The sequence below is a fragment of the Paenibacillus sp. RRE4 genome, from assembly GCF_031844205.1.
Lineage (GTDB): Bacteria > Bacillota > Bacilli > Paenibacillales > Paenibacillaceae > Paenibacillus > Paenibacillus xylanexedens_B.
This window is the reverse complement of the sequence record NZ_JAUZUT010000010.1, coordinates 19250-44795: the sequence shown is the minus strand read 5'-3', so window position 1 is coordinate 44795 and position 25546 is coordinate 19250. Positions and strand designations below refer to the sequence as shown.

The following is a 25546-nucleotide window of genomic DNA, read 5'->3' as shown; positions in this document are numbered from 1 at the left end:
CCATGAAAAGTATGTTAACCGGGCCTAACAAAAGTCAGGCAGATATGGTAATCTATAAACATACGTGCATGAACAGCATATTTACCAAAACTTTAATCCGTAAAAAGCGGCTGATTTTCGAATTTGCCGCTTTTTTGTGTTATAATATGGTGCCAGAATAGGCATCGGATATTGAATCCATGATTTACGCAGGTTGCTATTCATGCAGTATGCAGATTAACCAATAAAGGATGGTATGCTTAATGATCAGTACAAGCGGCATCACGCTCCGCTACGGAAAACGTGCACTTTTTGAAGATGTGAATATCAAATTCACGCCAGGCAACTGTTACGGCCTGATCGGTGCGAACGGAGCCGGCAAATCAACATTTTTGAAAATCTTGTCCGGCGAGATTGAAGCCAACTCGGGAGAGGTGCACATCACCCCGGGCGAACGTATGGCCGTATTGAAGCAAAACCACTTCGAATATGATGAGTACCCGGTTCTCGAAACCGTCATTATGGGTCACGCTCGTTTGTATTCCATCATGAAAGAGAAGGATGCTTTGTATGCGAAGGCAGATTTCACAGAAGAAGATGGATTACGTGCAGGTGAGCTTGAAGGTGAGTTTGCTGAACTGAACGGCTGGGATGCTGAGCCGGATGCAGCAGCACTCCTGATCGGTCTCGGGATCGATCGCGATATGCATGACAAAAAAATGGTAGAGCTTAGCGGTAACGAAAAAGTCCGCGTATTGCTTGCACAAGCGCTGTTTGGTCGTCCAAACAACCTGTTGCTCGATGAGCCTACCAACCACTTGGATCTCGAATCCATTCAATGGCTCGAGAACTTCCTGATGGATTATGAAGGTACCGTTATCGTGGTATCCCATGACCGTCACTTCCTGAACAAAGTATGTACGCACATCGCGGACATCGACTTTGGTAAAATCCAGCTGTACGTAGGTAACTATGACTTCTGGTACGAGTCCAGCCAATTGGCGCTTGCTTTGCAGCGGGATGCAAACAAGAAAAAAGAAGAGAAGATTAAAGAGCTGCAGGCCTTTATTCAACGTTTCTCCGCGAACGCTTCGAAATCCAAACAGGCGACTTCCCGGAAGAAACAACTCGACAAAATTACGCTGGATGACCTTCGTCCGTCCAACCGTAAATATCCTTTCATTAACTTCAAGCCTGAGCGTGAAGCGGGTAAACAATTGCTGACTGTGGATCGTCTAAGCAAAGCAGTTGAAGGCGAGAGCATGCTGAACGATATCAGCTTTGTGGTAAACAAAGGCGACAAAATCGCTTTTGTTGGCCCGAACGGCAACCCGAAATCACTGCTGTTTGATGTTCTGATGGGTGAAACAGAGGCGGATGCGGGAGAATATACTTGGGGTGTAACCACAACTCAGGCGTATTTCCCGAAAGATAACTCACAATACTTCGATGGTGTAGAGATGAGCCTCGTGGATTGGCTGCGTCAATACTCCAAAGACCAGGATGAGACGTACTTGCGTGGCTTCCTGGGCCGTATGCTGTTCTCCGGGGAAGAAGCTTTGAAAAAAGCAAGTGTATTGTCCGGGGGAGAGAAGGTACGCTGTATGCTCGCGAAAATGATGCAGACAGGCGCCAATGTGCTCATTCTGGATGAACCGACGAATCACTTGGATCTCGAATCCATTACGGCACTGAATAACGGTTTGATCGATTTTGATGGCACGATGCTGTTCACTTCCCATGACCATCAGTTCATCCAAACGATTGCAAACCGTATCATCGAAATTACGCCTACGGGCCTCATCGATCGTCAGATGAGCTATGATGAATATCTGGAAAGCGAAGAAGTAAAAGAGCTGCGTAACAAGATGTATCCTGTTGAAGCTTAATTCCTTTCCAAAATAAGAACACACAAAAAACCGCAAGGTCCTTCAAGAGGGCCTGCGGCTTTTTTGTGTTGTTGTACTGCAGCTGAATCGCTCCAGTAAATCTGTTGCAACCTAAGAGCCTCCTGTACGGCGACGCTGGTTGTTTGGCTTTTTATTGTTCTGGCTCTTCATGGCTTTAGGGCCGCCTTCAAAGTAAGCACCGGACTGGTTGCCGGAGTTTTGCTGTTCTTTCTTTTGTGCCAGCTTTTGACGGATCGCGTCTTGCAGGCTGATCTTTTTCGGTTCATTATTTTCGCTCATTATATATCCCTCCCGGTCTTGCAGTAAGCCGTCCAATTAGGACGGGATGTACTCATTTTATACGTTTTATAAAGGCCTCACAAGGGCAACCTGATAAAATGCTGCTTTCCACCAGTTTTACCTGAACCAACATTGTTTCTTCATCTCTAAAGCCCTGCCTATTGGAAACTTTGTTTCGGCTTGCCTACAGCCATGCTACCCGGCAACACTGTTTCTATAGACCCACACGGCCTGCATTTGGTACTATGGAAAAACTTAGTTATTGGAATCGTGAAAAGGAGTGTCGTCCCCTTGAACGCTTATGAAGAAATACGTAAAGGAGAGCGGGGAGCCTGGATCAGCATCGCGGCGTACCTCGTTTTGTCTGCATTTAAGCTGATTTGTGGATATCTGTTTGCTTCCAGCGCTCTGGTTGCAGACGGTATCAATAATGCTACGGATATTGTGGCATCTGTGGCAGTATTAGTTGGCCTGCGCATATCGCAAAAGCCGCCGGATTCGGATCACGCCTATGGCCATTTTCGGGCTGAGACGATCGCGGCATTACTTGCCTCATTTATTATGGCGGTTGTAGGACTTCAAGTATTGGTTGAGGCGGTCCGATCCTGGTATGCTGGCGATTACACTGCTCCGAACCTATGGGCGGCCGGCGTAGCTTCGATCTGTGCTGTAGTTATGCTGGGGGTGTACCGCTACAACTCGCGTCTAGCCCAAAAAATTAATAGCCAGGCTTTGCATGCGGCGGCTAAAGATAATCGTTCCGATGCCTGGGTGAGTATCGGTGCTGCCGTTGGCATCGTTGGTTCACAATTCGGACTTCCTTGGCTGGATAAAGTAGCTGCTATACTGGTAGGGCTGCTGATTTGTAAAACAGCGTGGGAAATTTTCCGTGATTCGACTCATCTGCTTACCGATGGCTTTGATCAAAAGCAATTGACGGATCTAAGATCTGCCGTTGCCCGGGTTCCTGGTGTAGAAACGATCAAGGATGTGAAGGCGAGAGTACATGGTAGCCATGTTCTGGTAGATGTGGTCATTGAAGTCGACGGGGGATTAACACTGGTAGAAGGTCATGAAATCTGTAATCAGGTGGAGTCACGACTGAAACGTTCGCATAACATTATGCACGTTCATGTACATGTTGAGCCTCGATCTGAAGAGATACACCTGTCATAAATCACTTGAAGCAGGAGTTTTCACAAAATAGATATAGCAAAAAGAGGACAGACGCGAGTGTGGCGTACTGTCCTCTTTACTTATGTTAGAAACGATTATACGATATTATTGAATCGCAACGTGAATCCAGGCTTTGCCTTTCCAAGTGTATACTTGGACCCATTCGCCGCCGTCGAATCCGTCAACAATTTCACCTGTTGTATCAACGACTTGCGCGCTCAGAGCACCGATCGGTTTACCGTTTGGTGCATCATAGAACCATGTGCGTTCCAGCAAGTTGAGCAACATGGTTGGCATTACAACCTCGTCACCCGGTTTTACAAGCGGCTCTTCGAACATTAAGTCAGATCCAGGCACAGGATTATTACCATTTACGCTGTAGGTACTGCCTGTCACGGTTTCAACCTTGCCTTCAACAGTCTGAACAGCAGGTTTGTTCACTTCTACAGCCGGTTTTGTTGTTGCCGGTGTAGTTGTAGTTGCTTCAGTACCGGAAGTTGTTGGTGTTACCGTGCCGGTAACCGCTTCCTCAGCACCTGCAGCGGCAGCCATGGAACCCATCAATGTTAAAGCAGCGGCAAAACTTACGATTTTTTTCATTTGTTTTTCCTCCTCGGTTAAATATGTAGTTTTTGGTGTCCTGTGTTAAAAGTAACCAAGCAAGCTCACCTATGAATCACAAATTATAACAATTTTTTCTTGGTTCCTCCAGAGTCAACTGGCGCATATGTGGGTATATAGAAAGCCTGTAAAAATCAGACTTACGAGGCATGAAATCGGGCTGACCATATCATTAAAGTCCTGTTTTTGAGAACTCTTCGGCGGTGTTTTCTGGAATAAAGCAGAAGGGAGTGTAATACATAAATATAGAAAAATAGGTAGGTCTACCTGTCCTGGAACGCACAAAAGCCGACATGCCTGGAGGCATCATCGGCTTTCGTATGTAATGCAATCATCAGATTTAGACATCCACATTTATCGCATTCGGCTTCGTCCCGTAATAAGGGAAATGACAAAGAGTACAACAAAGATGAAGAACAATACTTTGGCAATGGAGGCAGCTGCTTCAACAATTCCGAAGAACCCGAAGATTCCGGCAACCAGAGCGATAATCAGAAAAATGACAGACCATTTTAACATGAGAATCCATCCTTTCGTGTTATAGTTTGTGGCGTGAGTTGAGTGTCTCACTGCCCTGTGTAGTCTAACCTTAACCGAGGTCAAATGACTTGAAACATGGTGTTTTTTTCTTCTTCTATACGTCGCTGGAGGGACATTTTTCTTTGTTTCGCCCGGGAAAGCCTCGGGTAACTATAGCAATAACAAAACCGAACGCAACCATGGAAAGAGAGGTTCTTTTATGATCTATCAACTGAGCGTGGCCCTAATTGCAGTGGCATTTGCTGTACTGGTTTTCTTTTTGATTCGCACATTAAAATCTGCCCAGAGCTCACTGGACAATGTTTCTCAGACATTGCAGGAAGTGCAGAAAACGATTGATGAACTCAGTTATGAAGTAAAACAGACAGTACGACATGCCAATGACATTACGGCTGATGTGCAACACAAAATGAAGAAGATTGACCCGGTAATGGAATCCGTTGAGAATTTGGGAGAAGTTCTAAGTGAAGTAACGGCGGCTGCCAAGCAGGTGTCCACTACACTGATGACTCGATTTCAGAATAGACCCTCCAAAGCAGAAGCAGGCAAACCGTCTCAATCCAATCAGGTAACAGCTCCACCTGCGACGCCCGCGGAGCGTACCGTGCAATCTTATGAAGCTACATATCAGGATAAAACAAAGGGCGGGAAGAACTGGATGAATTATGTTGATCTTGCCGCTAATGTGTGGCAACGGATGCGTAAATAACGTGACTGCTTTCTGAAAATTGGTGAAGCCTTCAGGGCGGTGATGAACTTGATGAAAGGGTGAGAATCATGATGAAACTACTGCTAGTGACTATGTTTAGCGTAATTTCTCCCTTTTCCGTTCAACCGGCAGCAACACCAGCTGCTCATGACATGCAATGGACGGTAATGGAGGAACAGGAGCCAGAGATGACTTTGGCTATGGATCGTTCCGGGACGTTCGAGCAGTTTCGGACTCTGAATGGCGTTTCACTGGAGGATGGAAAGCATGAATTATTTGCCAAGTTAGGTCAGCCAGTTGCCGTCAAAGAAGATCCTTATATGGGATGTCCGGAATATCATTTCCGTCATGTGAATGTGGGGATATGTGAAGACACAGACATGATTCAGTTCATCCGTGTGGATGGCTCGCATGACTACTTGAACTTGAATGGGAAGTCTGTCCCAATGCATATGGATGCTATACATCAAATCTTGGGCGAGCCTTACGCTGTTGCTGAAGATGGCGAGGTATTTCTTCGTGGTCATTACGCGATCAAAGTATATATGAAATCAGGCTCTAAACAGATTGATGCTGTTGACTTTTTCGACGATACGGTTTCCTGAGATTCTGATCCAGCCTACGTTTCAACGTAAAATAGTATGGTTATATACTATAAGAGCGCGATAAAGAAGATTAATCAGAGGAGAGTGGAAACGATGAATTCAACCAACGCACAGGCGTATGCCAAAGTGGTAGAAAACGGAGTTCAAGCAGTAGAAGCGGTGAAAGAGTTGCAGACTACTGGATACTTAGCTGATCATATCTTCGTTCTAGCCCATGAGAAGGATCGTACGGATCGCATTGCAGATACCGCAGATGCTAACGAGATTGGCATCAAGGAGGAAGGTTTATTTGATTCCATGGCGAATCTGTTCCGTTCACGCGGTGACGAACTTCGGGCCAAAATCGTATCGATGGGGTTTACCGAAGCCGAGGCTGATTTCTATGAAAGTGAATTGGATAAAGGCAAGGTACTGATCATTGCCAAAAAGAAAGACTAATATGTACATCCTGAACGCAGGAGTGTTATATCAAATAGTGCCCTGCGGTGAACCGGGACAGACTTAACCAAAAACATAGATAAGGAATGGGGGGAACCCCATTCCTTATCTATGTTTTTGCAAGTTCTGCCTCAGTAATGGGCCAGGCACCTGGTATAAACCGTTGCAAAAACCATAAAATCAAGGGAAAGCTACCTCTAATGGTTTGATTTGCTGATAGTCATTTTCTGGATTTATCATTATAGTTAGACTAGGAATTGTTATGTCTACTGCCCGCTCTGGATGCGAAATATGTATAAATAAGGTTGTTCGTTGAATAGATAACTATCGACAAACCCGGACGCCAAAGATAAGGAGATAGAAATGAGAATACTTATTGTTGACGATAATCCGACGAATGTCATTATCATTCGAGAAATTTTGAAAAAAGAAAATTACCGCGATATTGTGACAGCAAGCTCAGCTATGGAGATGTTCGAAGTATTGGGAATTGGTGAAGATCACAGCGAACTGCGTCCAAAACCCTCGGATATTGACCTGATCTTGTTAGATATGATGATGCCGGAGATGGATGGCATCGAAGCGTGCAGTATTGTACAGAAATATGAAAATCTGAAAGATATCCCGATTATTATGGTAACTGCTATTGGTGATTCCAAGAAGCTGGCCGAAGCGCTCGATGCAGGTGCATCGGATTATGTAACGAAGCCGATTAACAAAGTGGAATTGATGGCCCGAATCCGGCTAGCCTTGCGTCTGAAACAGGAGAAAGACTGGCACAAGGAGCGTGACCAGCGGATTCAGGATGAGCTCAAACTGGCGGCGATGGTGCAAAGCGCCGTGCTGAGTCATGCCATCGAAGATCCGTTATTTCAGGTACATGCCATCTATAAACCGTCCTTTGAGCTAGCAGGTGATTTGTACTCCTGGTTCCCGCTTGGAGAGGGGCGATATGGGGTTTTGCTTCTGGACATGATGGGTCATGGCATATCTTCATCCCTGTTCACGATGTTTATCGCATCTGTGCTTAAGGATACAGTGACGACATATGTAGACCCGGAGAAGGTCATTCAGGAGTTAAACCGTCGCTTTAACCAGTTGCATCTGGGCAAACAACTGGTGCAGTACTACTTTACCGCGATCTATTTAGTCGTAGACACGCGTATGAAACGGATTGATTATGTCAATGCAGGGCATCCTCCAGCTCTGTTTTTCCGTAGTGACGGCAGTGTAACTTCATTTGACAGCGTATGCTACCCGGTGGGTTTGTTCGACAAAATGGAAATTGAACCGCAGACCATTCATTACGAAGGCGATGGACATATTGCGATGTATACGGATGGCTTGCTTGAAGCCGTTCAGGGCGATCAGGAGCAACAGTTGGAATTTTTGAAAGAGCAATTAAGAGGCTCCCATGCATGGAATGAAGAGGCGATGCAGGAATTGTTCTTCGATGATGAATTGAATCCGGAACGGGACGATGATAAGTGTCTCGTGTGGATTACGCTAGATAAAGGGGCGGTAATGGAATGAAAATCAGAAATAAACTGCTGATTGGTTTTACCGCCTTGATGGCCATTATGATTGCTCTTACTTTTGTAAGCTATGAGCGGCTTAACAGCAGTAATAAACAGATCGACCAGATGTATCAGGAACGTTATCTCAAGGTGCGATTTACTTCCGCGGCACGTGGGGAAGTCAATGATATTGCCAAAGTAGTAGCTAACTTGTTGTTAAACCCGAGCAATTCGGTCAGTGCGACAGAAGCAGATCTGAAGGAAATGAAGGAAAAAGGTGTCGGTTATCTGGAAGAGGTAAGAGATCGCGCAGATACGGCTACGGAGCATCAACTCGTGGATCGTGTGAATAATGCCTGGGATGCTTACACGAATTATGCGACAAGAGTCATCAGTCTGATGTCCCAGAGCCGGGTGCAGGATGCGAACAACTATCGCAACTCTACGGGACTTGCCGTTCAGAAGGAAGCCGTAGATAGCCTGAATGCCCTATCTCGTTATCAGGATCAGGAGATTGATGCCGAGATCAAGAATGCGAATGCCGCATATACCAGAGCGGTTCAGATTACGGTCAGCATCATGGTCGCGGGATTACTGCTTGCCCTGGGAGTCATCCTGTGGGTGCTTCCTAGTATTACGCGTGGGTTGAATACAGTGTCGATGATGATCACGAGTTTTGGCAAAGGTCGCTATAAAACGATCCGCCGGATTCAAATCAAGTCCACGGATGAGATCGGTCAAATTGCCACCGTGTTCAAAGATGTGTCTAACGATCTGGAAGAGAAGCTGGAGATCGAGAAAGCCTATGTGCAGGCTCAGCAGGATCAGAACTGGATGAGTTCCAACATTGCGAGAGTGCCCGAACTTCTTCGGGGAATCGGCTCCATTCGTCAAATTTCCCAGATGTTTATCAGTGAATTTACACCTGTGCTCGGTGCGCAGCTGGGTGTAGTGTACTTGATCGACGAAGAGAAGCATCCAGATGAGCTGAGACGTTATGGTTCATATGCTTTTGAAGAAAATGGAGAGCTCGGTAAAGAGGTGTATCGGATCGGGGAAGGCATGATTGGTCAGGCTGCCCTGGATATGAGTCCAATTGTGCTGGATCATACACCTGACGAATATGTGAGCATCGGTTCTGCTTCGGGTTCTGCGCGAGCTGCAGGAATTATGATCTACCCGGTTGTGTTTGAAGACGAATTAATCGGTGTGGTGGAGCTGGCTTCGTTCGAAGGTTTTAATGAGATGCACAAGCAGCTGTTCGGTCAGTTGATTATGAATTTGGGTGTCATCCTCAATAATGTTCGGCGACGTCTTCGTGTGGAAGAGTTGCTGCGGGAGTCGCAGGCGCTTACGGAAGAGTTACAGGTGCAATCCGAGGAACTGCAGACACAGCAGGAAGAATTGCGCCGTTCCAATGAGAATCTGGAAGAACAGACGGATGCGCTTAAACGTTCGGAGGAGTTGCTACAGCGTCAGCAGGAGGAATTGGAACATTTTAATACCGAACTGATTGCCAAAACGCGTGCGCTTGAAGAACAGGTACGTGAAGTGGAAGAGAAAAATGATGAAATAGAGAAAACGAAGACACAATTGGAACAACAGGCGATGCAATTGTCGATGACCAGTAAGTACAAGTCGGAATTTTTGGCCAATATGTCGCATGAACTTCGTACTCCACTGAACAGTCTGCTCATATTGTCTCAGTTATTGTCGGAGAACAAGGATGGCAATCTCAGCAGCAAACAGCAGGAATATGCACAAACCATTTATATGTCAGGTGCAGATTTGCTGAAGATGATTGATGAGATTCTCGATCTGTCTAAAGTAGACGCAGGCAAGATGGACATCAACTACGAAACCGTCCGATTGGATGAATTAACGGGCTTTGTCACCCAGAACTTTGGTCCGATGGCTAACAAGAAGGAACTGGATCTGAATATTGATTTTGATAGCTCACTTCCGGAATGGATTTATACAGACAGTCATCGGGTGAAACAAATTTTAAGAAACCTGTTGTCCAACGCATTCAAGTTTACAAACCGTGGCTCGGTGAGTCTGATTGCTAAGCGTATGAAGCCAGAGGAATTGCCGGGATATCTGAATACGAATCAGGAATACCTTGGATTCAGCATCAAAGATACCGGCATTGGCATTCCATCTGACAAGACGGATCTGATCTTCGAAGCGTTCCAGCAGGTAGACGGCACAACCAGTCGTAAATACGGTGGTACGGGACTTGGTTTATCGATTAGCCGCGAATTGGCACGTCTGCTCGGTGGGGCTATACAGGTGGATTCCTCAGAAGGAGTGGGAAGCACCTTTACCCTGTTCCTGCCGGATAATCATGAAGAGGCTGAATGGGCAGAGGAAGAAGCAGCAAGGGAAGCAGCGGTATCTTCAGAACAACAAGCGCTAGTGCCGGATATTCAGCCTGCCCGTTCTTCGCAACAATCCATTCTTGTCTCTGACCCGGAACGAACTCGTGTGGCTGAATTATCGCCTGCTCGTAGTGCAGAGCTGACACGCATAGAAGACGATGCTAATGCCATCGTAGAAGGTGATAAAACGTTGCTGATCATCGAAGATGATGTAAAGTTTGCCCACATTCTGATGGATATGGCGAGAGGCCGGGGCTTCAAGGCATTGGTTGCTCTTCAGGGAGATACGGGGCTGGAGATGGCCCGTGAATACTTGCCTGACGCAATCATTCTGGATATCCAGCTGCCTGTGATGGATGGTTGGACGATTTTGGGCGAGCTAAAGAGCAGCTCCGTAACACGTCACATCCCGGTGCATGTCATTTCGGTTGTGGATGATATGAAACAAGGTTTGATGATGGGGGCCATCGCATATCTGAAAAAGCCATCCAGCAAAGATTCGCTGGATAAAGCATTCTCCCATATCGAATCCTATACGGAAAATCAATTAAAACGACTGCTCATCGTTGAAGATGATGAAATTCAGCGCAAAGCAATCATTGAATTGATCGGTCATGATGATGTTGCTATTACGGCTGTTTCTACAGGGCAAGAGGCACTGAATGAACTGCACAGCCAGCGTTACGACTGCATGGTGCTGGATCTGATGCTGACGGATATGACGGGTTTCGAATTGCTCGATCAGATTCGGGATGATGAATATCTGAATGACTTGCCAATCATCATTTATACGGGTAAAGAGCTGGATTCCAAGGAAGAGATGAAACTTCGTAAATATGCGGAATCGATCATTATCAAAGACGTGAAGTCACCGGAGCGATTGTTGGACGAAACGACATTGTTCCTGCATCGGGTAGAAGCCAACCTGCCCGAGGACAAACGCCGTATTTTGCAGAAGCTTCATAACAAAGAGACCTTGTTCGAAGGCAAGAAAATATTGCTAGTCGATGATGATATCCGGAATGTGTTTGCATTATCCAGTGTGCTTGAAGGGTACCGAATGGATGTTACGTTTGCTGAGAACGGTCGTGAGGCGCTGGAGGCACTGGAGAAAAATCCGGAGTTTGATCTGGTGCTGATGGATATGATGATGCCAGAGATGGACGGATACGAAGCGATGACACGGATCAGACAGAATCCGAAATTTGATAAATTGCCGATTATTGCGCTCACAGCGAAGGCGATGAAAGAGGATCGAGGGAAATGTATTGAGGCTGGAGCATCCGATTATGTGAAAAAACCGATTCAAACCGATCAATTGTTATCGTTAATGCGGGTATGGCTGTATTCGTAAGCGTATGGTTTGGGTAATGAAGGACAATAACGCATACGCAAGTAACCAAAGATGAAGTGGAGAGAAGCTATGACACCGTGGGAACCTAACGAGACGGGAGCAGATACGATCCGTATACCGCAAGATGAAGAACGGGAACTGATTGAGATTGAATTGCTGCTGGAAGGAATGCATCGTTTGTATGGGTATGACTTCAGAAATTATGCGTTGCCATCCCTGAGACGAAGAATATGGCATTATGCGCATGCAGAAGGAGTGAAAAGCATATCCGGGCTACAGGAAAAGGTACTGCACAACCGTTCATCGTTTGAACGGTTCGTACAGAATTTATCCATTCCGGTAACGGAAATGTTCCGAGACCCATCGCTTTTTCGCATGTTTCGCGAAAAGATCATTCCTATTCTGAGAACCTATCCTTATATTCGGATATGGCATGCAGGCTGCTCTACGGGTGAAGAAGTGTATTCCATGGCGATTATGCTGCATGAGGAAGGTCTGTATGACAAGGCACGAATCTATGCAACGGATATGAATGACCGCTCACTGCAACAGGCCAAGGAAGGCGTATACGGTATTGAGAAAATGAAGTTGTTTACAACAAATTATCTGGAGGCAGGGGGCACGAAAGCCTTCTCCGAATACTATACAGCGAAATATAATTCCGTTATATTTCACCCGTTTCTTCAGAAAAACATTATTTTTGCCGAACATAATTTGGCAACAGACCGGTCATTTAATGAGTTTAACGTTATCTTTTGCCGCAATGTCATGATTTATTTCAACGATGAGCTGCGGAACCATGTGCATGGGCTGTTTCATGAGAGCTTGAGCCACTTTGGCATACTCGTTCTGGGATCGAAAGAATCCATTCATTTTACAGAATATAGTGATGCCTATGAGCCGTTAGACCGGACCGAAAAAATATACCGGAAGATCAAATAGGGGGTTAGGCTTAGTTATGGGGCTCAATGAACCAATCCACATATTACTGGTAGATGACCGCCCTGAGAACCTGCTTGCGCTCGAAGCGGTTCTGGAATCAGAGCAATACAAACTAGTCAAGGCAAATTCCGGAGAAGAGGCACTCCGGTGTCTACTTAAAGACGAATTTGCGGTCATTGTACTTGATGTGCAAATGCCTGGGATGGACGGGATTGAGACAGCGAAATTAATCAAGGCACGAGACAAATCCAAAGATGTGCCCATCATCTTCATTTCGGCGAATAGCAGAGAGGCCGAGCATTTGTTTGCCGGATATTCAGCGGGAGCCATTGATTATATGGTCAAACCGTTTATTCCCCAGATTTTGAAATCCAAAATCGAGGGCTTTGTAGAGATGTTTATCTCGAACAAAAGACTAAAGACACAGACGATGTTGCTTCACCAGAAGACGCAGGAGCTGGAGAAGATGAATCAGCAGCTTGTGCAGGCCAAAGAAGAAGCCGAGATTGCCGCTAATGCCAAAACGGAGTTTTTGGCCATGATGAGCCACGAGATCCGTACGCCGATGAACGGAGTCATTGGCATGGTGGACCTGTTGATGGAAACCGAGTTGAAGGAAGATCAGAAGGAATATGTCGATATCGTTCGCCGTAGCGCCGATGCACTCGTCACGGTAATTAATGATATTCTAGATTTTACCAAGATGGAGTCCGGCAAGATGGAGCTGGAGGAGCATCCATTTGAACTTGTTTCCTGCATACGTGAAGTGCTCGGTCTGTTCGCTGCAGAAGCAGGTAAGAAAAGTCTGGAACTGGATTTTTTCCTGGAAGATGCTGTGCCTGAATTAATCTATGGAGATATGGCACGCCTCCGCCAAGTGCTTCTGAATTTGATCGCCAACGCGGTGAAATTTACGGAGCAGGGCGGTGTTTATCTCATTGTGTCCGTGAACGAAGAGAAGGAAGGCAACATGTCTTTGGAGTTTGCTGTCAAAGATACAGGAATAGGCATCGCACCTGAGAAAGTGGATCGCTTGTTCCAGCCGTTCTCTCAGCTTGATACGTCCATGACTCGAAAATATGGTGGAACTGGCCTTGGTCTGGCGATCTGTAAAACACTGGTAGAGATGATGGGTGGGAAGATTTATCTCGATACCTCTGAAAAGCGGGGAGCTACCTTTGTGTTTACCATTCAGGCCAAGCGTTACATTGAAACGGAACTGGTTCAGGGGAGCGGCGAAGAGAAGCTGACAGACGTTAGTCATGAAGATAAACATGCAACGGTATTAATCGTGGATGACCATCCGATCAATCAGAAGTTGATGGCCATCATGTTGCATAAGCTTGGACTTCTCTCCGATATTGCGGAAGATGGGCAGAAGGCTCTGGACATGGTGATGGAAAGCCCGTCGCCATATGACTTTATTTTTATGGATCTACAGATGCCAGTGATGGATGGTCTGGAATGTACGAGAAAAATACGCGCAAGCGTGTCCCAGAAGCAGCAACCTGTCATTATAGCCATGACAGCTAACGTAATGGAAGGTATACAGCAGCGCTGTACCGAGGCTGGAATGGATGATTATATCAGCAAGCCGGTGAAAATGGGTAGTGTCAAACAGAAGCTTTCCCATTATCAGAAAAAACGCCAGGTTATTAATCCGGGTGGTTCAGCAATGGATCAGGCCAATTGAAAGTTTTACCAGTTATGTTTCCTGTTTCACTCGTGCGTAAGTTGGGTTATAAGGTAAGGAAACCATTGATCAGGAGAGAGATGTCTAATGAATACAAATAAAAATGAAAAATTCAACGCAAGAACCGAAACACATGACGGTGTATGCACAGTGTATCTGACTGGCGAACTGGATTTGTCGGTTGCTCCTGACTTCCGTTTGGTAATGGAACCGCTCGTGGACAATAAGGAGCAGGATCTGATTATTAACATGAAAGATCTGAAGTACATTGATAGCACAGGGATTGGTATCCTGTTATCTGTTCTCAAGGCTAGACACGGAATGGAAGCTCGCTTTGAAGTACAGGAAGTTCCTGCGCAAATTCAGAAACTTTTTGATATGACGGGTATAGCCAAATTCTTTGTTACACAGAAGAATTCCCAATAGGAAAGGATCGAAAAAGGAATGAATGCAGAAGTCCAAAGAATTACGCTGAATTTACCGGCGACAGCTGAATATGTGGATATTGTAAGACTTAATCTATATGGTGTTGCGTCCAAAATGGGATTCTCTTATGAAGACATCGAGGATATGAAGGTTGCTGTGTCCGAAGCCTGTAACAATTCCGTATTGTATGCCTACTCTCATGAAGGCGGCATGGTTGAAGTCGTTTTTGAAGTCGATGGTGAGACTCTCGCGATCACTGTCAAAGACGAAGGTTCCAGCTTCGAGAATGTGAACCCAGCCGTATCACGTTCCGGACTTCATGACAAAGAACTGACAGACGCTCAGATTGGCGGACTTGGGTTCTACCTGATGCAAGCCTTGATGGATGATGTCAGTGTTGAAAGTGAGACGGGCAAAGGTACGAAAGTAGTACTCGTAAAACGTCTTGCAAAAAGTGAGGAGAAAGTATGAATGAGAAAGTGACTCCCCCAGAGTCCATGTCTGAAGCGATTGGTTTGATCTGGGAATACCAACAAACACAGGACAACGAAATCGCTACGGTTCTGATCCGCAAGTACGAGCCGATGGTCAAAATGGCTGCGGGTAAAATTGCCCGGAATCGACCGGATTTATATGAGGATCTGTACCAGACAGGTCAAATGGCTTTGATCCGATTGTTGAAGCAATATGATATCAATCTGGGGATTCCATTTGAACCGTATGCGATGAAAAGTATGATCGGTCATATGAAAAATTATCTACGGGATAAGTCATGGTACATTCAAGTACCGAGAAGAATCAAGGAAAAAGGGGCATTGGTGCAACATGCCATTGATGAGCTGACGGTAAAGCTAGAACGTTCACCCGGGGTTAATGAGATTGCTGAGTACCTGGATCTTACTCCGGAGGAAACGATTGAAGTTCTGGCCGGTCGGGAGTGTTACCACTATGTTTCTCTGGATTCTCCATTATCTCAGGATGACAGTGCCGCGACACTTGGTGAACTGATCAGCGCGGATGTGAATGACTTTGATTCGGTGGAAAAACGAATGGATTTACAGCAGGCATTAGGTCAGCTTAAGGAGCAAGAACAGAAAGTACTTATTTTAGCCTTTCAGGATGGACAGTCACAGCGGGCTATAGCCCAGAAACTGGGTGTCTCGCAGATGAGCGTCTCCCGGATCCAGAAAAGGGCTACGGAGAAACTGAAGCAGATTATGTCTAACGCTTCTTTGCTATGATACACTATTCCAATTGTTGCCCCAATACGGCTTGACGAGGACACGGTATTGCACTGGATTGCATACGTGTCCTTTTTGAATTCATCGAGGGGGAGACTTGGCTGCAGTAAAACAAATATGTTCAGGAGGTATGTCAGGTGAATCAAGTCAAACTGGAAGCTCGGCGTGATCAGTTATCCTGCTCCGAAGATTGGCAGTGGTGGGATTGGGTAGCACCGGATTCTAGTAGTATGGAAAATGCACTTCGTGATCTGGAACAGGCATTTCCAGAAATGCAATACTGGTTAAGCAAAATACCGGAAGCCGAATCAAACTACTTGTCCGTTCGTTATTTTAATGGCAAAGACGCGGTTATTTTTGGCTCCTTTTTATATGCTGTAAAAAATGAGAGAGAAGATCAACGAAGAGATAATCAGATATTTTTTTATGTCGACAAGCAACATTTGGTTACGCTCAATTTGGACGACAATACGAGGGGCATTATGAAATCGGGCGAACGAATGCATATGTTGCAACAATGTACGCAGGCCAGAGAAGGCATGTTTGTGCTTTTTCGGGCCATATTACATTATTATCATGTGGGAATGGATCATTTTGAGATGAATTTGCGTGATCTGGAGCGGAGAATGGAATCACGGAATGCGCGGACATTAATGGATCAGATTCTGGCAGCGCGTTTCGAATTGCTGTACTGGAGTAATCTGTTCATTCCTTACACCGAATTAATGGCCGCTTCCCGGGAAGCCTACCTTCATGAAATTACAGAGAATCGTTTCTATCAGCAACTTCAGTACCGTGTGGAGCGAATGGAGTGTCTGTTCCAGCATTATGAAAAGGAGATTGATACCTTAATCTCGATAGACAACGCGATATCAGGCGTGCGCGGCAACGAAATTATGAAGACACTGACGATTGTGACATCCGTATTCACACCTGCAACAGCCGCAGGTGCTATATGGGGGATGAATTTTGAGAATTTGCCCCTGATCGACAAAACATGGGGAGTCGTGCTTGTTATTGCGCTCATCATCTGTAGCATGATCAGCATGTATATATGGATGATGATGAAAGGATGGACAGGGGATTTGTTAAAAGTAAAATCTGCACAGTCCTCCGCACGGGGGAACTGGGACAGAGGAAAAAAGGAACCGCGATAGTCACAGACCGGGCGGTTCCTTTTTTATTTTTTGTAATCCTCAATGTAACCGAGCAAGTCGGCGATGTATTGACCCACGATAGGCATATTGACAAATTGGCTAAGAATGAAGGCAAGCAAACCGAGCACAACAAACGTACCGACGGTCAATCCAAGTCCACGAGCCATACCTGCGGTAAAGTTGGTAATGATTCGTTTCTTGGGACTACTGTAATTTTCAATGATGTCTTTGATCTGAGCCCTCTCCAGACTGTCGGCAATCTGATCAAGCCGTGTGTTTAGGCGCTTGACCTCGTGACGCAATTCGAATGGATGTTCACTGGTATCATACTGCTGTGCAGGTGTTCCTCCCGGTACTGAGGTGTTGCCATTAATCGTGACTTTACTCATATCTGTCATTCCTCCGTTCGCTTTGGATAAAAAATAGCCAGCTGGAATGCAGCTGGCTATTCATTGCTCGATCTCATCAGGCCTTACAGGCTTGTCGAGTTCAATTGTTTACGCGCATCTTCCTTCGCTTCTACGGAAGCGGCAGCCACTTCTTCAGATGCACGTGTTGCTTCCTCAGCAACATCTGCTGATGCTTTTCTTACGGAATCCATAACGTCATTGCGACCTTGGTTTACTGTTCTTGCCAGATCGGACGTTTTGGAAGATACCGTTTTGGCAATTTCAGAAGCTTTGTCACCAACAACAGTGGCTACTTCCTTTGTACGGTCAGTCACCATACCTACCTTTTCGGAAAGATCACCACGCAATTCGCGTCCTGGTTTAGGGGCGAATAACAAGGCAGCTGCAGCGCCCAGCAAACCTCCGATGAAAATGCCTTTGGCGAAAGTCGAACCACTTTGTACAGGATATTGTTCTTCTGCTTTATTCATGTCTAATCACTCCTTCATTAATTTGAGAAACAAATACGAAACAACGAACACCATCTAACCCGAATCAGGCAGCCTGTCTTAGCAGTCTGGACACAAGCCCCAGCAAGAATACAAAGAGCGCTGTACCAATGATGGCTGGAATGACGGCAAAGTTACCGATAACCGGTCCCCAGTTACCAAGCAAAAGTGCTCCCAGCCAGGCTCCGGCGAATCCGGCAATCATCGCACCAATCACGCCGCCCGGCATGTTATGACCGGCAAGTGCATCTCCAATCAAACCGATAATGATCGCCATGACAATGCTGATAATAATGCCCCACATAACAACCGCCTCCTTTCAACTTGATGCAGGATGTTGTCTGTTCGCGTTTGCTTACTTCGTATATAAACGCCGTGCAACATGGTGAAACAACTAACTGTCCGATGAATAAGCTGGAAATTAGATACAGGGGATCAAATGGCAGGGTGTTTTATTCCCTGAATCATACAGCCAATCCAGACGAAGCCTGCGGCAAATCCGGCAAAAACATCGGTAGGATAATGAACCCCCAGCATAACCCGACTCACGCCGATCAACATAACAAATAGAATACCGCAAATAACAGGAAGCCATCTTCTAATTACATCCCGTTCCTTCCATTCGATGGCCCAGATGACAAAAAGCATACCGTAAAAACCCATCGAAATCATGGCATGACCACTGGGATAACTATATCCATGCACAACGAGAAGATGATCCAGTTCGGGTCTGCTTCGTCTAAATATTTCTTTTAAGAACGTGTTCAAAATCCACATCATTCCGAAACTTGCGCAGATGGTATAACCATACATCATTGTTCTGGGATGACGCTGTAAGAAACATAACAGTGCGAACCCTGCTGCAGCGAGTGCTGATATTTTAAATGAACCGAGTGCCGTGATGAAGGAAGTGTAGGGTAGCAGAGACAGACGGGATTGCGAGTGAAGGTAAAATAGCTGCTGAACTTGACTGTCCAGTCGAATTAAACGTTCCAGACCCATCCACGCTCCGATACCAGCCAATAATAAAACAGTAGCTGAACTTAGCAGAGAAGCAATCAGGATGTATTTCAGCAGAGATTGCAAAGACATTACATGAGATGATTCAGATGATAGATGTTGAGAATTGCGCAACATAAGCAGTATCTCCTTCAAGAAAGGTCTATTGTTTCAGTCAGGCTGATAAAGCTTTACCCGAAACAACTGTCGAAAAAACTGTAAAACCGTCGTTTTTGTACTATACTAATGAGGATATCCCATGCAGCGCCGTGAAGCAAAGCAGAGATGAATTTGGGAATTTAAAAGGAGAGAAACTCGCGTGGAGAGTGCTTTGTTAGTTAAAGAATACCGTGCAGGCGTGATGGAGTGCGCTCATTACGGACACATATGTATTACAGATGAGCATGGCCGGGTTGTCTATTCGGCTGGTGATCCTCATTTCAGAGCGTTTACACGTTCATCCGCCAAACCGTTTCAAGCGATTCCAGGGATTCGGGCTGGAATAGGCGAACATTATAGTCTTAAACCACAAGAGATTGCGATCATGGCTTCATCACATCGTTCTGAGCCGGAGCATATTCAAGTGCTGGAGCATCTGGCTCATAAAATCGGACTTGGTGAGGAATGTCTGATCTGTGCACCAAGCTATCCGCTTAATGAAGAAAGCCGCAATAACTGGTTGAGGGCGCAAGGAGAGAAACGCAGAATACTGCATAACTGTTCGGGTAAACATCTGGGCATTCTGGGTTATAGTCAGATGAGAAAATTGGATTTGGAGAGCTATGCCGAGCCAGATCATCCAGTGCAACGGGAAATCCTTGAAACACTGGCAGGTCTCGCGGATATTGAAGTAAAAGACATTCAGTTAGGAACGGATGGCTGTGGTTTTCCGGTATTTTCGTTGCCTTTGTCTGCACTGGCCAATGCATATCTCAAGCTTGCATGTCCTGACCTGATTGCAGATGAGCCTACACGCATGGCTGTAAAGACGATCACTTCGGCTATGAATCAGCACCCTCTGATGGTCGGTGGCAAGAATCGAGTGGATTCAGTGTTGCTGGAGGACGATAATATTGTCGCGAAGGGCGGATTCAAGGGTGTATTTGGTTTTGCGCTGAAAAAAGAAAGACTGGGCATCACCTTCAAAGTGCTGGATGGCTCTGAGGAAGAATGGGCTTCCATTGCGCAATCGATATTGAAGCAACTGAACTATTCCAATCCCAAAACCATTGCCCGCCTGGCAGAAGTGTTTCCTGCAGACATACGCAATGATGCAGGGACGCTCGTTGGTAAAATGGATAGTGAATTTGTGCTCCACTCATGAAAAGATAGCGTGTAACCTTTAGAAGGAACGTGATTAGAATGACCGGACCCCGGGTAAAGATCACATACCAACTGGTATTGACCTATATCATTTTGAACACGCATGGATTACTGCCATACGGCAGTTCCAATCCTCTGGAGGTGGATGAATATGATTAAAGTAGTGACATCGGAAGAAAGACACACGTCGGATCGCGGTTGGATACACAGCGAATTCAGCTTTTCCTTTGCGGATTATGAGGACCCGAGCAATGCTCATTTTGGCTGTCTGTTAGCCCACAACGACAACATACTGATGCCGCAAGAAGGCTTTAAGAAACATCCACATCACGACCTTGAAATTGTTAGTTATGTGATATCAGGCACGCTTAAACATACAGACAGTATGGGCACAGAACAGTTGCTGGAAGCGGGGACAGTTCAGGTGATGAGTGCAGGCACAGGCGTAGAGCACTCCGAAACCAATCCAGCCACGGATGAACCGGTACGTTTCTTGCAAATGTGGTTTTTGCCCTCTCAGCGAATGCTGAAGCCATCTTATGCTTATCGGAAAATAGAAGAGTCCGCCCAGCTCAACCGACTATGTCCAGTTGTGTCAGGTGCCTCTGGTCCATCGGATGAATCGATAGACGACAATTCACTCCGCATCGCTCAGGATGTAACCTGTTATCTGTCCAAACTGGAGTCAGGAAAGAAATTAATGTTTCCGCAACATGAGGAGCGTCGTACTCATTTGTTTCTCATTAACGGACATCTGGAAATTCAGTGTTCCGATGGAAACTTTCATCTCAAGCCCGGAGATGCGGCTCGCATCCGTAAAAGCTGTGATTTACAAATGACCAGTACAGGTAGTGAGCCTGCCGAATTTGTACTTGTGGATCTTCCTTAATACAGAGAAAAGGACTTGTCCAGCATCAGTGCTCTGATGTAAGACAGGTCCTTTTTGTTGCTTATCTTGTAACAGGTGTGAAGATAATCGCATTTGTAGAGAGAAGTTTATTTGCGGAGTTTACCGAGTTCAGAAGCGACCGCTTCTACTTCGGAGATGCTCAAATGTTCTTTGCTCATCACCATTTCGTACAAATCCTGCAAATCTTCATATTTCTCAAGCGGGAATGATGAACCCTGCATAGCGGCACCACTGGCCATCCGCAATTTGGTCTTAATGGCTTCAATCATATATTCGATATTTTCTGCTGTTACTTGTGTTAAATCCATCGTTAACTTCATCCTTTCCATCTCCGGAGATGGGTTACTCATTTGTCCAAACGGAACTTCTGTTATTGTAGCATGAGTGGAAGGGGACAAGCCAATAATTTTGCGGGAGAATGGAGCATCGGTTACAATATGAGAATAGATCACAACGACTGGAAGTAAAGGTAGCACCAGGGTTGTCCAATATTTTCGTGTGTAACAAGGAGGGAATTCAGTTTGGCCGTATATAAACGGGAACTTGTCCGGCAACAGAGCCGAGGTGTACGTAAAGGTGTGCCTGGAGACAAGATGGCCCTTTTTTTCAAGGAGATCTCCGAGCTCCATAAACTGGACGAGATTACGTTTCTATGTATCGGTACAGATCGTTCGACCGGAGATGCACTTGGACCGATGACGGGGACTTTGCTGGAGGAGCGTGGCATACCTCATGTCATCGGTACACTGGCAACTCCTTGCGATGCAGATACTCTTGAAAAGAGACTGGCCCAGATTCCTTCACACCATAAGGTTATAGCAATAGATGCATGTTTGGGCCCAAAGGATGCTACCGGGACATACTATGTATCGGTAACATCTTTGCGCCCTGCTCAATCCGTAGGTGGTCATTTGCCACCTGTTGGAGAATACAGTGTAGCTGCGGTTGTAAATGCCAACGGACCGAGACCCTATTCGATTTTGCAGATGACTTCGCTGTACTTGGTCATGGGTATGTCACAAACGATTGCAGATGCGGTGACGGAAGCCTGGAATGGATGATGAACGTTTCATTTATGAGATGAATGCTTAATAATATACAACCTGAAATATTACATTCGCGCAGAGAGAGGGATTAATATGGAAAAAGTGATGTGTGATGGAACAACGATTTGTTATGCTGAGCAGGGTAAGGGAGAAGTGCTTGTACTGCTTCACGGATACTGCGGAAGTTCTTCCTATTGGGATGAAGTAGTACCGGAGCTGGCTCGCAGCTATCGTTGTATCGTACCTGATCTGCGTGGGCACGGCAAAACGGATGCACCTGTAGGCAGTTACACCATTGAACAGATGGGCAACGATGTGTTGCAACTGCTGGATGAGCTAGACGTGCAAAAAGCAGTGATTCTGGGACATTCCATGGGCGGGTATATTGCACTTTCTATTGCACAGCACCATCCGGAGCGACTCAACGCGTTCGGTTTGATCCATTCAACAGCGTATCCGGACGGCGACGAAGCGAAGGAGAAACGTTTGCGTGCAGTATCTACGATTCAGACCGAAGGTATTGTGAATTTTGTGGACGGGCTGGTACCTGGTCTTTTCGCTCCGGAGCATATTGAACCAATGTCGACACATGTGAATCGTGTAAAGGAAATTGGTTATCAAACTGCCCCTCAAGGTGCGGTTGGCGCGGCACTGGCTATGCGTGAACGTCCGGATCGCCGTGATGTGTTGTCTGCCACACCGCTTCCAGTATTACTTGTAGCAGGGGAGAAGGATGGGTTGATTCCACCGGAACGTACGTTTACGAGTGACAAGCCTCATATTGTGCAGGCTACCATTGCAGGTGCAGGACATATGAGTATGTATGAAGCGCCAGAACAATTGATTCAGGTCATTCAACAGTTTATGACGGGATTGTCTGACTAACCATAAGTTCAATCAATCGAGTTTATATATGAAGCCCCTGTGTGTCCATGTGGACAAGCAGGGGCTTTGATGTGTTTGCTGACCGGCTTCAAAAGCATGGGGAAGCCGGACTTTCGCTTTTTTTCACGGCATGAATTAAAATAAATCATATGAATACGCGATATAAAGTATGCGATCAATGAGTGAAGATCTAAGGGGGCGCACCGATGTTCAGGAAGGATTATCTGCTCCGCATGATGGAGGAAATGACAGAGGCGATCGGCAAGGCTTTTACGCTTAGACAGCAACGTAAACATACGGAGGCTTTGTCTGAACTGGATGAGTTGATGCGCAGGCAATTTGGCATGAATCTCAATCTCCTGAACTCTCTGCCTGCGGAGGATGTGATCGAGATGTTCCGTTTTCGCGGTGTCATTGAGGTAGACAATCTGCAGCAAGCGGCAAGACTGATCGAGGAAGAAGCATATATCTATCACGAGAAGGCCAGAGTCGAAGGCATCGATGATGAGGAGAAAATGGACACAGAGGATGCGGCGCTTGTTCGTTTAATGCGAGCGTTACATTTTTATCTGTATGCCCAGAATCATGGTGCTAATCGCGAGTTGTTACAGGGGCCTGACCGTATAGAAGGAATTATAGAGCAAATTAAGGGGTACGAGCTTCCTGCCCGAACGGAGAAGCAACTTGCGTTATATCGGGAGCAACAGGGCCGATATGATGCGGCGGAGAACGGCTGGTACAGACTGATGCATCTGGGTGCGGATTATCCGGTACAGTATGAAGAGGACGCGCGAGCATTTTATCAGAGGCTGACGGAACTTACGGATAAGCAGCTTGAACAGGGTGGTTTGCCGCGAGCTGAGGTCGAAGAGGGGCTGGCGCAGATTACAGCACTTGAAACCAAACGTCAGCAGGTCGTAACAGAAGAATAACCGAATGGATCGCTGAACTTATAGAATATTGGATGACTGAACTTATAGAGAGTAGCTCTTCACTTGGAGAGGGAACGGAATTATGGTATGGTAACGGTTGACCAAACCAAACCGAAAGTGAGATGTACCCCGTGGATTCGTTGCGAAAGCTTATACAAGATATTTTTGAACAGAACTCGCTGATTACGGCGACCTGGAGTCAGCTGCGCAGACGGGACAATGTCTCGTTTACCAAAGTGCAGGTGAAGCCGGTTACGCTAAAGAATCAGCTTCATTACCAGTTTGCTTTTCATTACGCGAATAAAGTGTTGCATGAGAATTTGACCCCGGCTGAAGCGCTGGAGCGTATGACTTTGTTATGTGAAGAGACATTTCGCCAGGGACTGCTCTGTACGACAGAGGCCGATTATCAAATTTTGATCAGCAAAAAATATAAAGTATCGATTCTGACCAAATCCCCATCCAAAACAGCCGTGGATCTGTCCCATAATCGCAAAAAGCAATATGTACTTGAAGAGGGCGTTCCGGTTTCTTTCCTCGTTGAACTTGGGATTATGAACGAGGAAGGACGTGTGCTTGCACGCAAGTATGATAAGTTCAGGCAGATCAACCGTTTCCTTGAAATGGTGCAGGATGTTATTGCCCATCTACCGGAAGGACGTCCGCTCACCATCGTAGATTTTGGCTGCGGCAAGTCGTATCTGACTTTTGCCCTGTATCATTATTTGTCCGTACAACAGCGACGTTCGCTTAACATTATCGGCCTGGATTTAAAGGCGGATGTCATTGAACACTGTAACGACCTGGCCAGACGTTTGCATTACGGTGATCTGAAGTTCCTTGTGGGTGACATTGCGGATTATGATGAACTGAACGAAGTGGATATGGTTGTTACTCTCCATGCTTGCGATACGGCTACGGATGCGGCATTGGAGAAAGCCGTGCGCTGGGGAGCCTCTGTCATTCTGTCGGTTCCTTGCTGTCAGCATGAGCTGTATGACCAGGTTGAGTCTCCGGTGATGAACCCGCTTCTGTCCCATGGCATTTTGAAGGAGCGTTTCTCTGCACTGGCAACAGATGCGATTCGCGCCAAACTGCTGGATATTATGGGATATAAAACACAGTTGCTCGAATTCATTGATCTGGAGAATACACCGAAAAATATTCTGATTCGCGCCGTTCGCGGTCAGGCGGGTCAAGTGGAGGACCTGTGGGGTGAATACACCGCATTCCGTGATTTCATTCATGCCGATCCATATCTGGAGCGTGCTTGTGCGGATCTGTTGCCGGTTGAAGGGAGCATAACGGGTGGAAAAGTGGACAGGGAAAACCTGGAGCGGTCTGCGAAGTGTAATCTTCACTAATGTTTGGCATGAAGGTAATGGATGATAAATAGTCCAATAAAGAACACAAGAAGCACCGAAGCAGGCATGTTTCGTGCATGACTGGTCTGCATACATGAAGAAGAGGACATACTGGTACCAGGGTCGCTTTACTTGATGTGCAAGATATAGGATGCCATTGATGTCGGCATGATGCGTGAACAAGTTCATGATGGTTAAGAGAATGAATGATTAAAATAAGG

The 25546-nt window shown here is 46.1% G+C and carries 27 protein-coding genes; 19 read left to right on the top strand and 8 right to left on the bottom strand.

The window, feature by feature from the left end; all coding sequences use genetic code 11:
• Window positions 1-242 precede the first annotated feature (242 nt).
• The gene (locus Q9R46_RS25145; RefSeq protein WP_311282198.1) at window positions 243-1868 is read left to right on the top strand and encodes an ABC-F family ATP-binding cassette domain-containing protein; all 1626 of its coding nucleotides are present in this window, start codon (window positions 243-245) and stop codon (window positions 1866-1868) included.
• 111 nt (window positions 1869-1979) lie between these two features.
• On the opposite strand, the gene Q9R46_RS25140 is transcribed toward Q9R46_RS25145, so the two are convergent.
• Window positions 1980-2168, bottom strand: coding sequence for a hypothetical protein (locus Q9R46_RS25140; RefSeq protein WP_145334854.1), 189 nt, complete (start codon window positions 2166-2168; stop codon window positions 1980-1982).
• Between the two features lie 291 nt (window positions 2169-2459).
• On the opposite strand from Q9R46_RS25140, the gene Q9R46_RS25135 reads away from it, so the two are divergent.
• Window positions 2460-3344 (top strand): cation diffusion facilitator family transporter, encoded by an 885-nt coding sequence (locus Q9R46_RS25135; RefSeq protein ID WP_186331821.1) that lies wholly within the window; start codon window positions 2460-2462, stop codon window positions 3342-3344.
• Between the two features lie 105 nt (window positions 3345-3449).
• Here Q9R46_RS25135 and Q9R46_RS25130 read toward each other — a convergent pair whose 3' ends face one another.
• Both Q9R46_RS25130 and Q9R46_RS25125 read right to left on the bottom strand, forming a co-directional pair.
• The gene (locus Q9R46_RS25130; RefSeq protein ID WP_123065860.1) at window positions 3450-3944 is read right to left on the bottom strand and encodes a hypothetical protein; all 495 of its coding nucleotides are present in this window, start codon (window positions 3942-3944) and stop codon (window positions 3450-3452) included.
• 375 nt (window positions 3945-4319) lie between these two features.
• Window positions 4320-4484 (bottom strand): DUF1328 domain-containing protein, encoded by a 165-nt coding sequence (locus Q9R46_RS25125; RefSeq protein WP_090924476.1) that lies wholly within the window; start codon window positions 4482-4484, stop codon window positions 4320-4322.
• A gap of 220 nt (window positions 4485-4704) precedes the next feature.
• Between Q9R46_RS25125 and Q9R46_RS25120 the strand changes: the two genes are divergently transcribed.
• From Q9R46_RS25120 to Q9R46_RS25070, 11 genes are all read left to right on the top strand, one after another.
• Window positions 4705-5214, top strand: a complete 510-nt coding sequence (locus Q9R46_RS25120) for a DUF948 domain-containing protein (RefSeq protein WP_145334860.1) — start codon at window positions 4705-4707, stop codon at window positions 5212-5214.
• A gap of 68 nt (window positions 5215-5282) precedes the next feature.
• Entirely contained in the window at window positions 5283-5819 is a 537-nt protein-coding gene (locus Q9R46_RS25115) for a hypothetical protein (protein WP_311282197.1), read from the top strand.
• Window positions 5820-5912: 93 nt separating this feature from the next.
• A complete protein-coding gene (locus Q9R46_RS25110) occupies window positions 5913-6257 on the top strand; it encodes a YflT domain-containing protein (protein WP_090924479.1) in 345 nt (114 codons plus the stop codon).
• A 363-nt stretch (window positions 6258-6620) separates the two neighbouring features.
• Window positions 6621-7790 carry a PP2C family protein-serine/threonine phosphatase gene (locus Q9R46_RS25105; protein WP_311282196.1) on the top strand — a complete coding sequence of 390 codons (1170 nt, stop codon included), beginning with the start codon at window positions 6621-6623 and terminating at the stop codon, window positions 7788-7790.
• On the top strand, window positions 7787-11509 hold the full coding sequence (locus Q9R46_RS25100) for a response regulator (protein WP_145334866.1): 3723 nt from the start codon (window positions 7787-7789) through the stop codon (window positions 11507-11509). Before Q9R46_RS25105 ends, Q9R46_RS25100 begins: the two co-directional genes overlap by 4 nt.
• Before the next feature lie 69 nt (window positions 11510-11578).
• Entirely contained in the window at window positions 11579-12451 is an 873-nt protein-coding gene (locus Q9R46_RS25095) for a CheR family methyltransferase (protein ID WP_090924482.1), read from the top strand.
• A 16-nt stretch (window positions 12452-12467) separates the two neighbouring features.
• Entirely contained in the window at window positions 12468-14144 is a 1677-nt protein-coding gene (locus Q9R46_RS25090; RefSeq protein WP_145334868.1) for a response regulator, read from the top strand.
• Window positions 14145-14231: 87 nt separating this feature from the next.
• Entirely contained in the window at window positions 14232-14570 is a 339-nt protein-coding gene (locus Q9R46_RS25085) for an STAS domain-containing protein (RefSeq protein WP_090924484.1), read from the top strand.
• A gap of 18 nt (window positions 14571-14588) precedes the next feature.
• The gene (rsbW, locus tag Q9R46_RS25080) at window positions 14589-15041 is read left to right on the top strand and encodes an anti-sigma B factor RsbW (RefSeq protein ID WP_145334870.1); all 453 of its coding nucleotides are present in this window, start codon (window positions 14589-14591) and stop codon (window positions 15039-15041) included.
• Window positions 15038-15811, top strand: a complete 774-nt coding sequence (locus tag Q9R46_RS25075) for a sigma-70 family RNA polymerase sigma factor (protein ID WP_090924486.1) — start codon at window positions 15038-15040, stop codon at window positions 15809-15811. The genes rsbW and Q9R46_RS25075 overlap by 4 nt, the downstream gene beginning before the upstream one ends.
• Before the next feature lie 137 nt (window positions 15812-15948).
• Complete coding sequence (locus tag Q9R46_RS25070) at window positions 15949-16968, top strand: magnesium transporter CorA family protein (protein WP_311282195.1); 1020 nt, start codon at window positions 15949-15951, stop codon at window positions 16966-16968.
• A gap of 23 nt (window positions 16969-16991) precedes the next feature.
• Here Q9R46_RS25070 and Q9R46_RS25065 read toward each other — a convergent pair whose 3' ends face one another.
• The 4 genes from Q9R46_RS25065 to Q9R46_RS25050 all read right to left on the bottom strand — a co-directional run bounded on the left by Q9R46_RS25065 (window position 16992) and on the right by Q9R46_RS25050 (window position 19003).
• Window positions 16992-17357, bottom strand: a complete 366-nt coding sequence (locus Q9R46_RS25065) for a DUF5665 domain-containing protein (RefSeq protein ID WP_139168946.1) — start codon at window positions 17355-17357, stop codon at window positions 16992-16994.
• Window positions 17358-17440: 83 nt separating this feature from the next.
• Window positions 17441-17848 (bottom strand): YtxH domain-containing protein, encoded by a 408-nt coding sequence (locus Q9R46_RS25060; RefSeq protein WP_090924487.1) that lies wholly within the window; start codon window positions 17846-17848, stop codon window positions 17441-17443.
• 64 nt (window positions 17849-17912) lie between these two features.
• Window positions 17913-18170 carry a GlsB/YeaQ/YmgE family stress response membrane protein gene (locus Q9R46_RS25055; RefSeq protein ID WP_090924488.1) on the bottom strand — a complete coding sequence of 86 codons (258 nt, stop codon included), beginning with the start codon at window positions 18168-18170 and terminating at the stop codon, window positions 17913-17915.
• Window positions 18171-18301: 131 nt separating this feature from the next.
• Window positions 18302-19003 (bottom strand): phosphatase PAP2 family protein, encoded by a 702-nt coding sequence (locus tag Q9R46_RS25050; RefSeq protein ID WP_311282194.1) that lies wholly within the window; start codon window positions 19001-19003, stop codon window positions 18302-18304.
• A gap of 181 nt (window positions 19004-19184) precedes the next feature.
• Here Q9R46_RS25050 and Q9R46_RS25045 point away from each other — a divergent pair, with 181 nt between their 5' ends.
• Complete coding sequence (locus Q9R46_RS25045; RefSeq protein ID WP_311282193.1) at window positions 19185-20189, top strand: asparaginase; 1005 nt, start codon at window positions 19185-19187, stop codon at window positions 20187-20189.
• 150 nt (window positions 20190-20339) lie between these two features.
• The gene (locus Q9R46_RS25040; RefSeq protein ID WP_311282192.1) at window positions 20340-21077 is read left to right on the top strand and encodes a pirin family protein; all 738 of its coding nucleotides are present in this window, start codon (window positions 20340-20342) and stop codon (window positions 21075-21077) included.
• Window positions 21078-21184: 107 nt separating this feature from the next.
• Here Q9R46_RS25040 and Q9R46_RS25035 read toward each other — a convergent pair whose 3' ends face one another.
• Window positions 21185-21406, bottom strand: a complete 222-nt coding sequence (locus Q9R46_RS25035) for a DUF1128 domain-containing protein (RefSeq protein WP_311282191.1) — start codon at window positions 21404-21406, stop codon at window positions 21185-21187.
• A 213-nt stretch (window positions 21407-21619) separates the two neighbouring features.
• Here Q9R46_RS25035 and yyaC point away from each other — a divergent pair, with 213 nt between their 5' ends.
• The 4 genes from yyaC to Q9R46_RS25015 all read left to right on the top strand — a co-directional run bounded on the left by yyaC (window position 21620) and on the right by Q9R46_RS25015 (window position 25325).
• Window positions 21620-22159, top strand: coding sequence for a spore protease YyaC (gene yyaC, locus Q9R46_RS25030; RefSeq protein ID WP_311282190.1), 540 nt, complete (start codon window positions 21620-21622; stop codon window positions 22157-22159).
• Window positions 22160-22237: 78 nt separating this feature from the next.
• Window positions 22238-23029: an alpha/beta fold hydrolase gene (locus Q9R46_RS25025; protein ID WP_311282189.1), complete on the top strand. Its 792-nt coding sequence runs from the start codon at window positions 22238-22240 to the stop codon at window positions 23027-23029.
• 206 nt (window positions 23030-23235) lie between these two features.
• Window positions 23236-23961, top strand: coding sequence for a DUF6483 family protein (locus tag Q9R46_RS25020; RefSeq protein WP_311282188.1), 726 nt, complete (start codon window positions 23236-23238; stop codon window positions 23959-23961).
• A 122-nt stretch (window positions 23962-24083) separates the two neighbouring features.
• Window positions 24084-25325 (top strand): class I SAM-dependent methyltransferase, encoded by a 1242-nt coding sequence (locus Q9R46_RS25015; protein ID WP_311282187.1) that lies wholly within the window; start codon window positions 24084-24086, stop codon window positions 25323-25325.
• The last annotated feature ends 221 nt before the right edge of the window (window positions 25326-25546 follow it).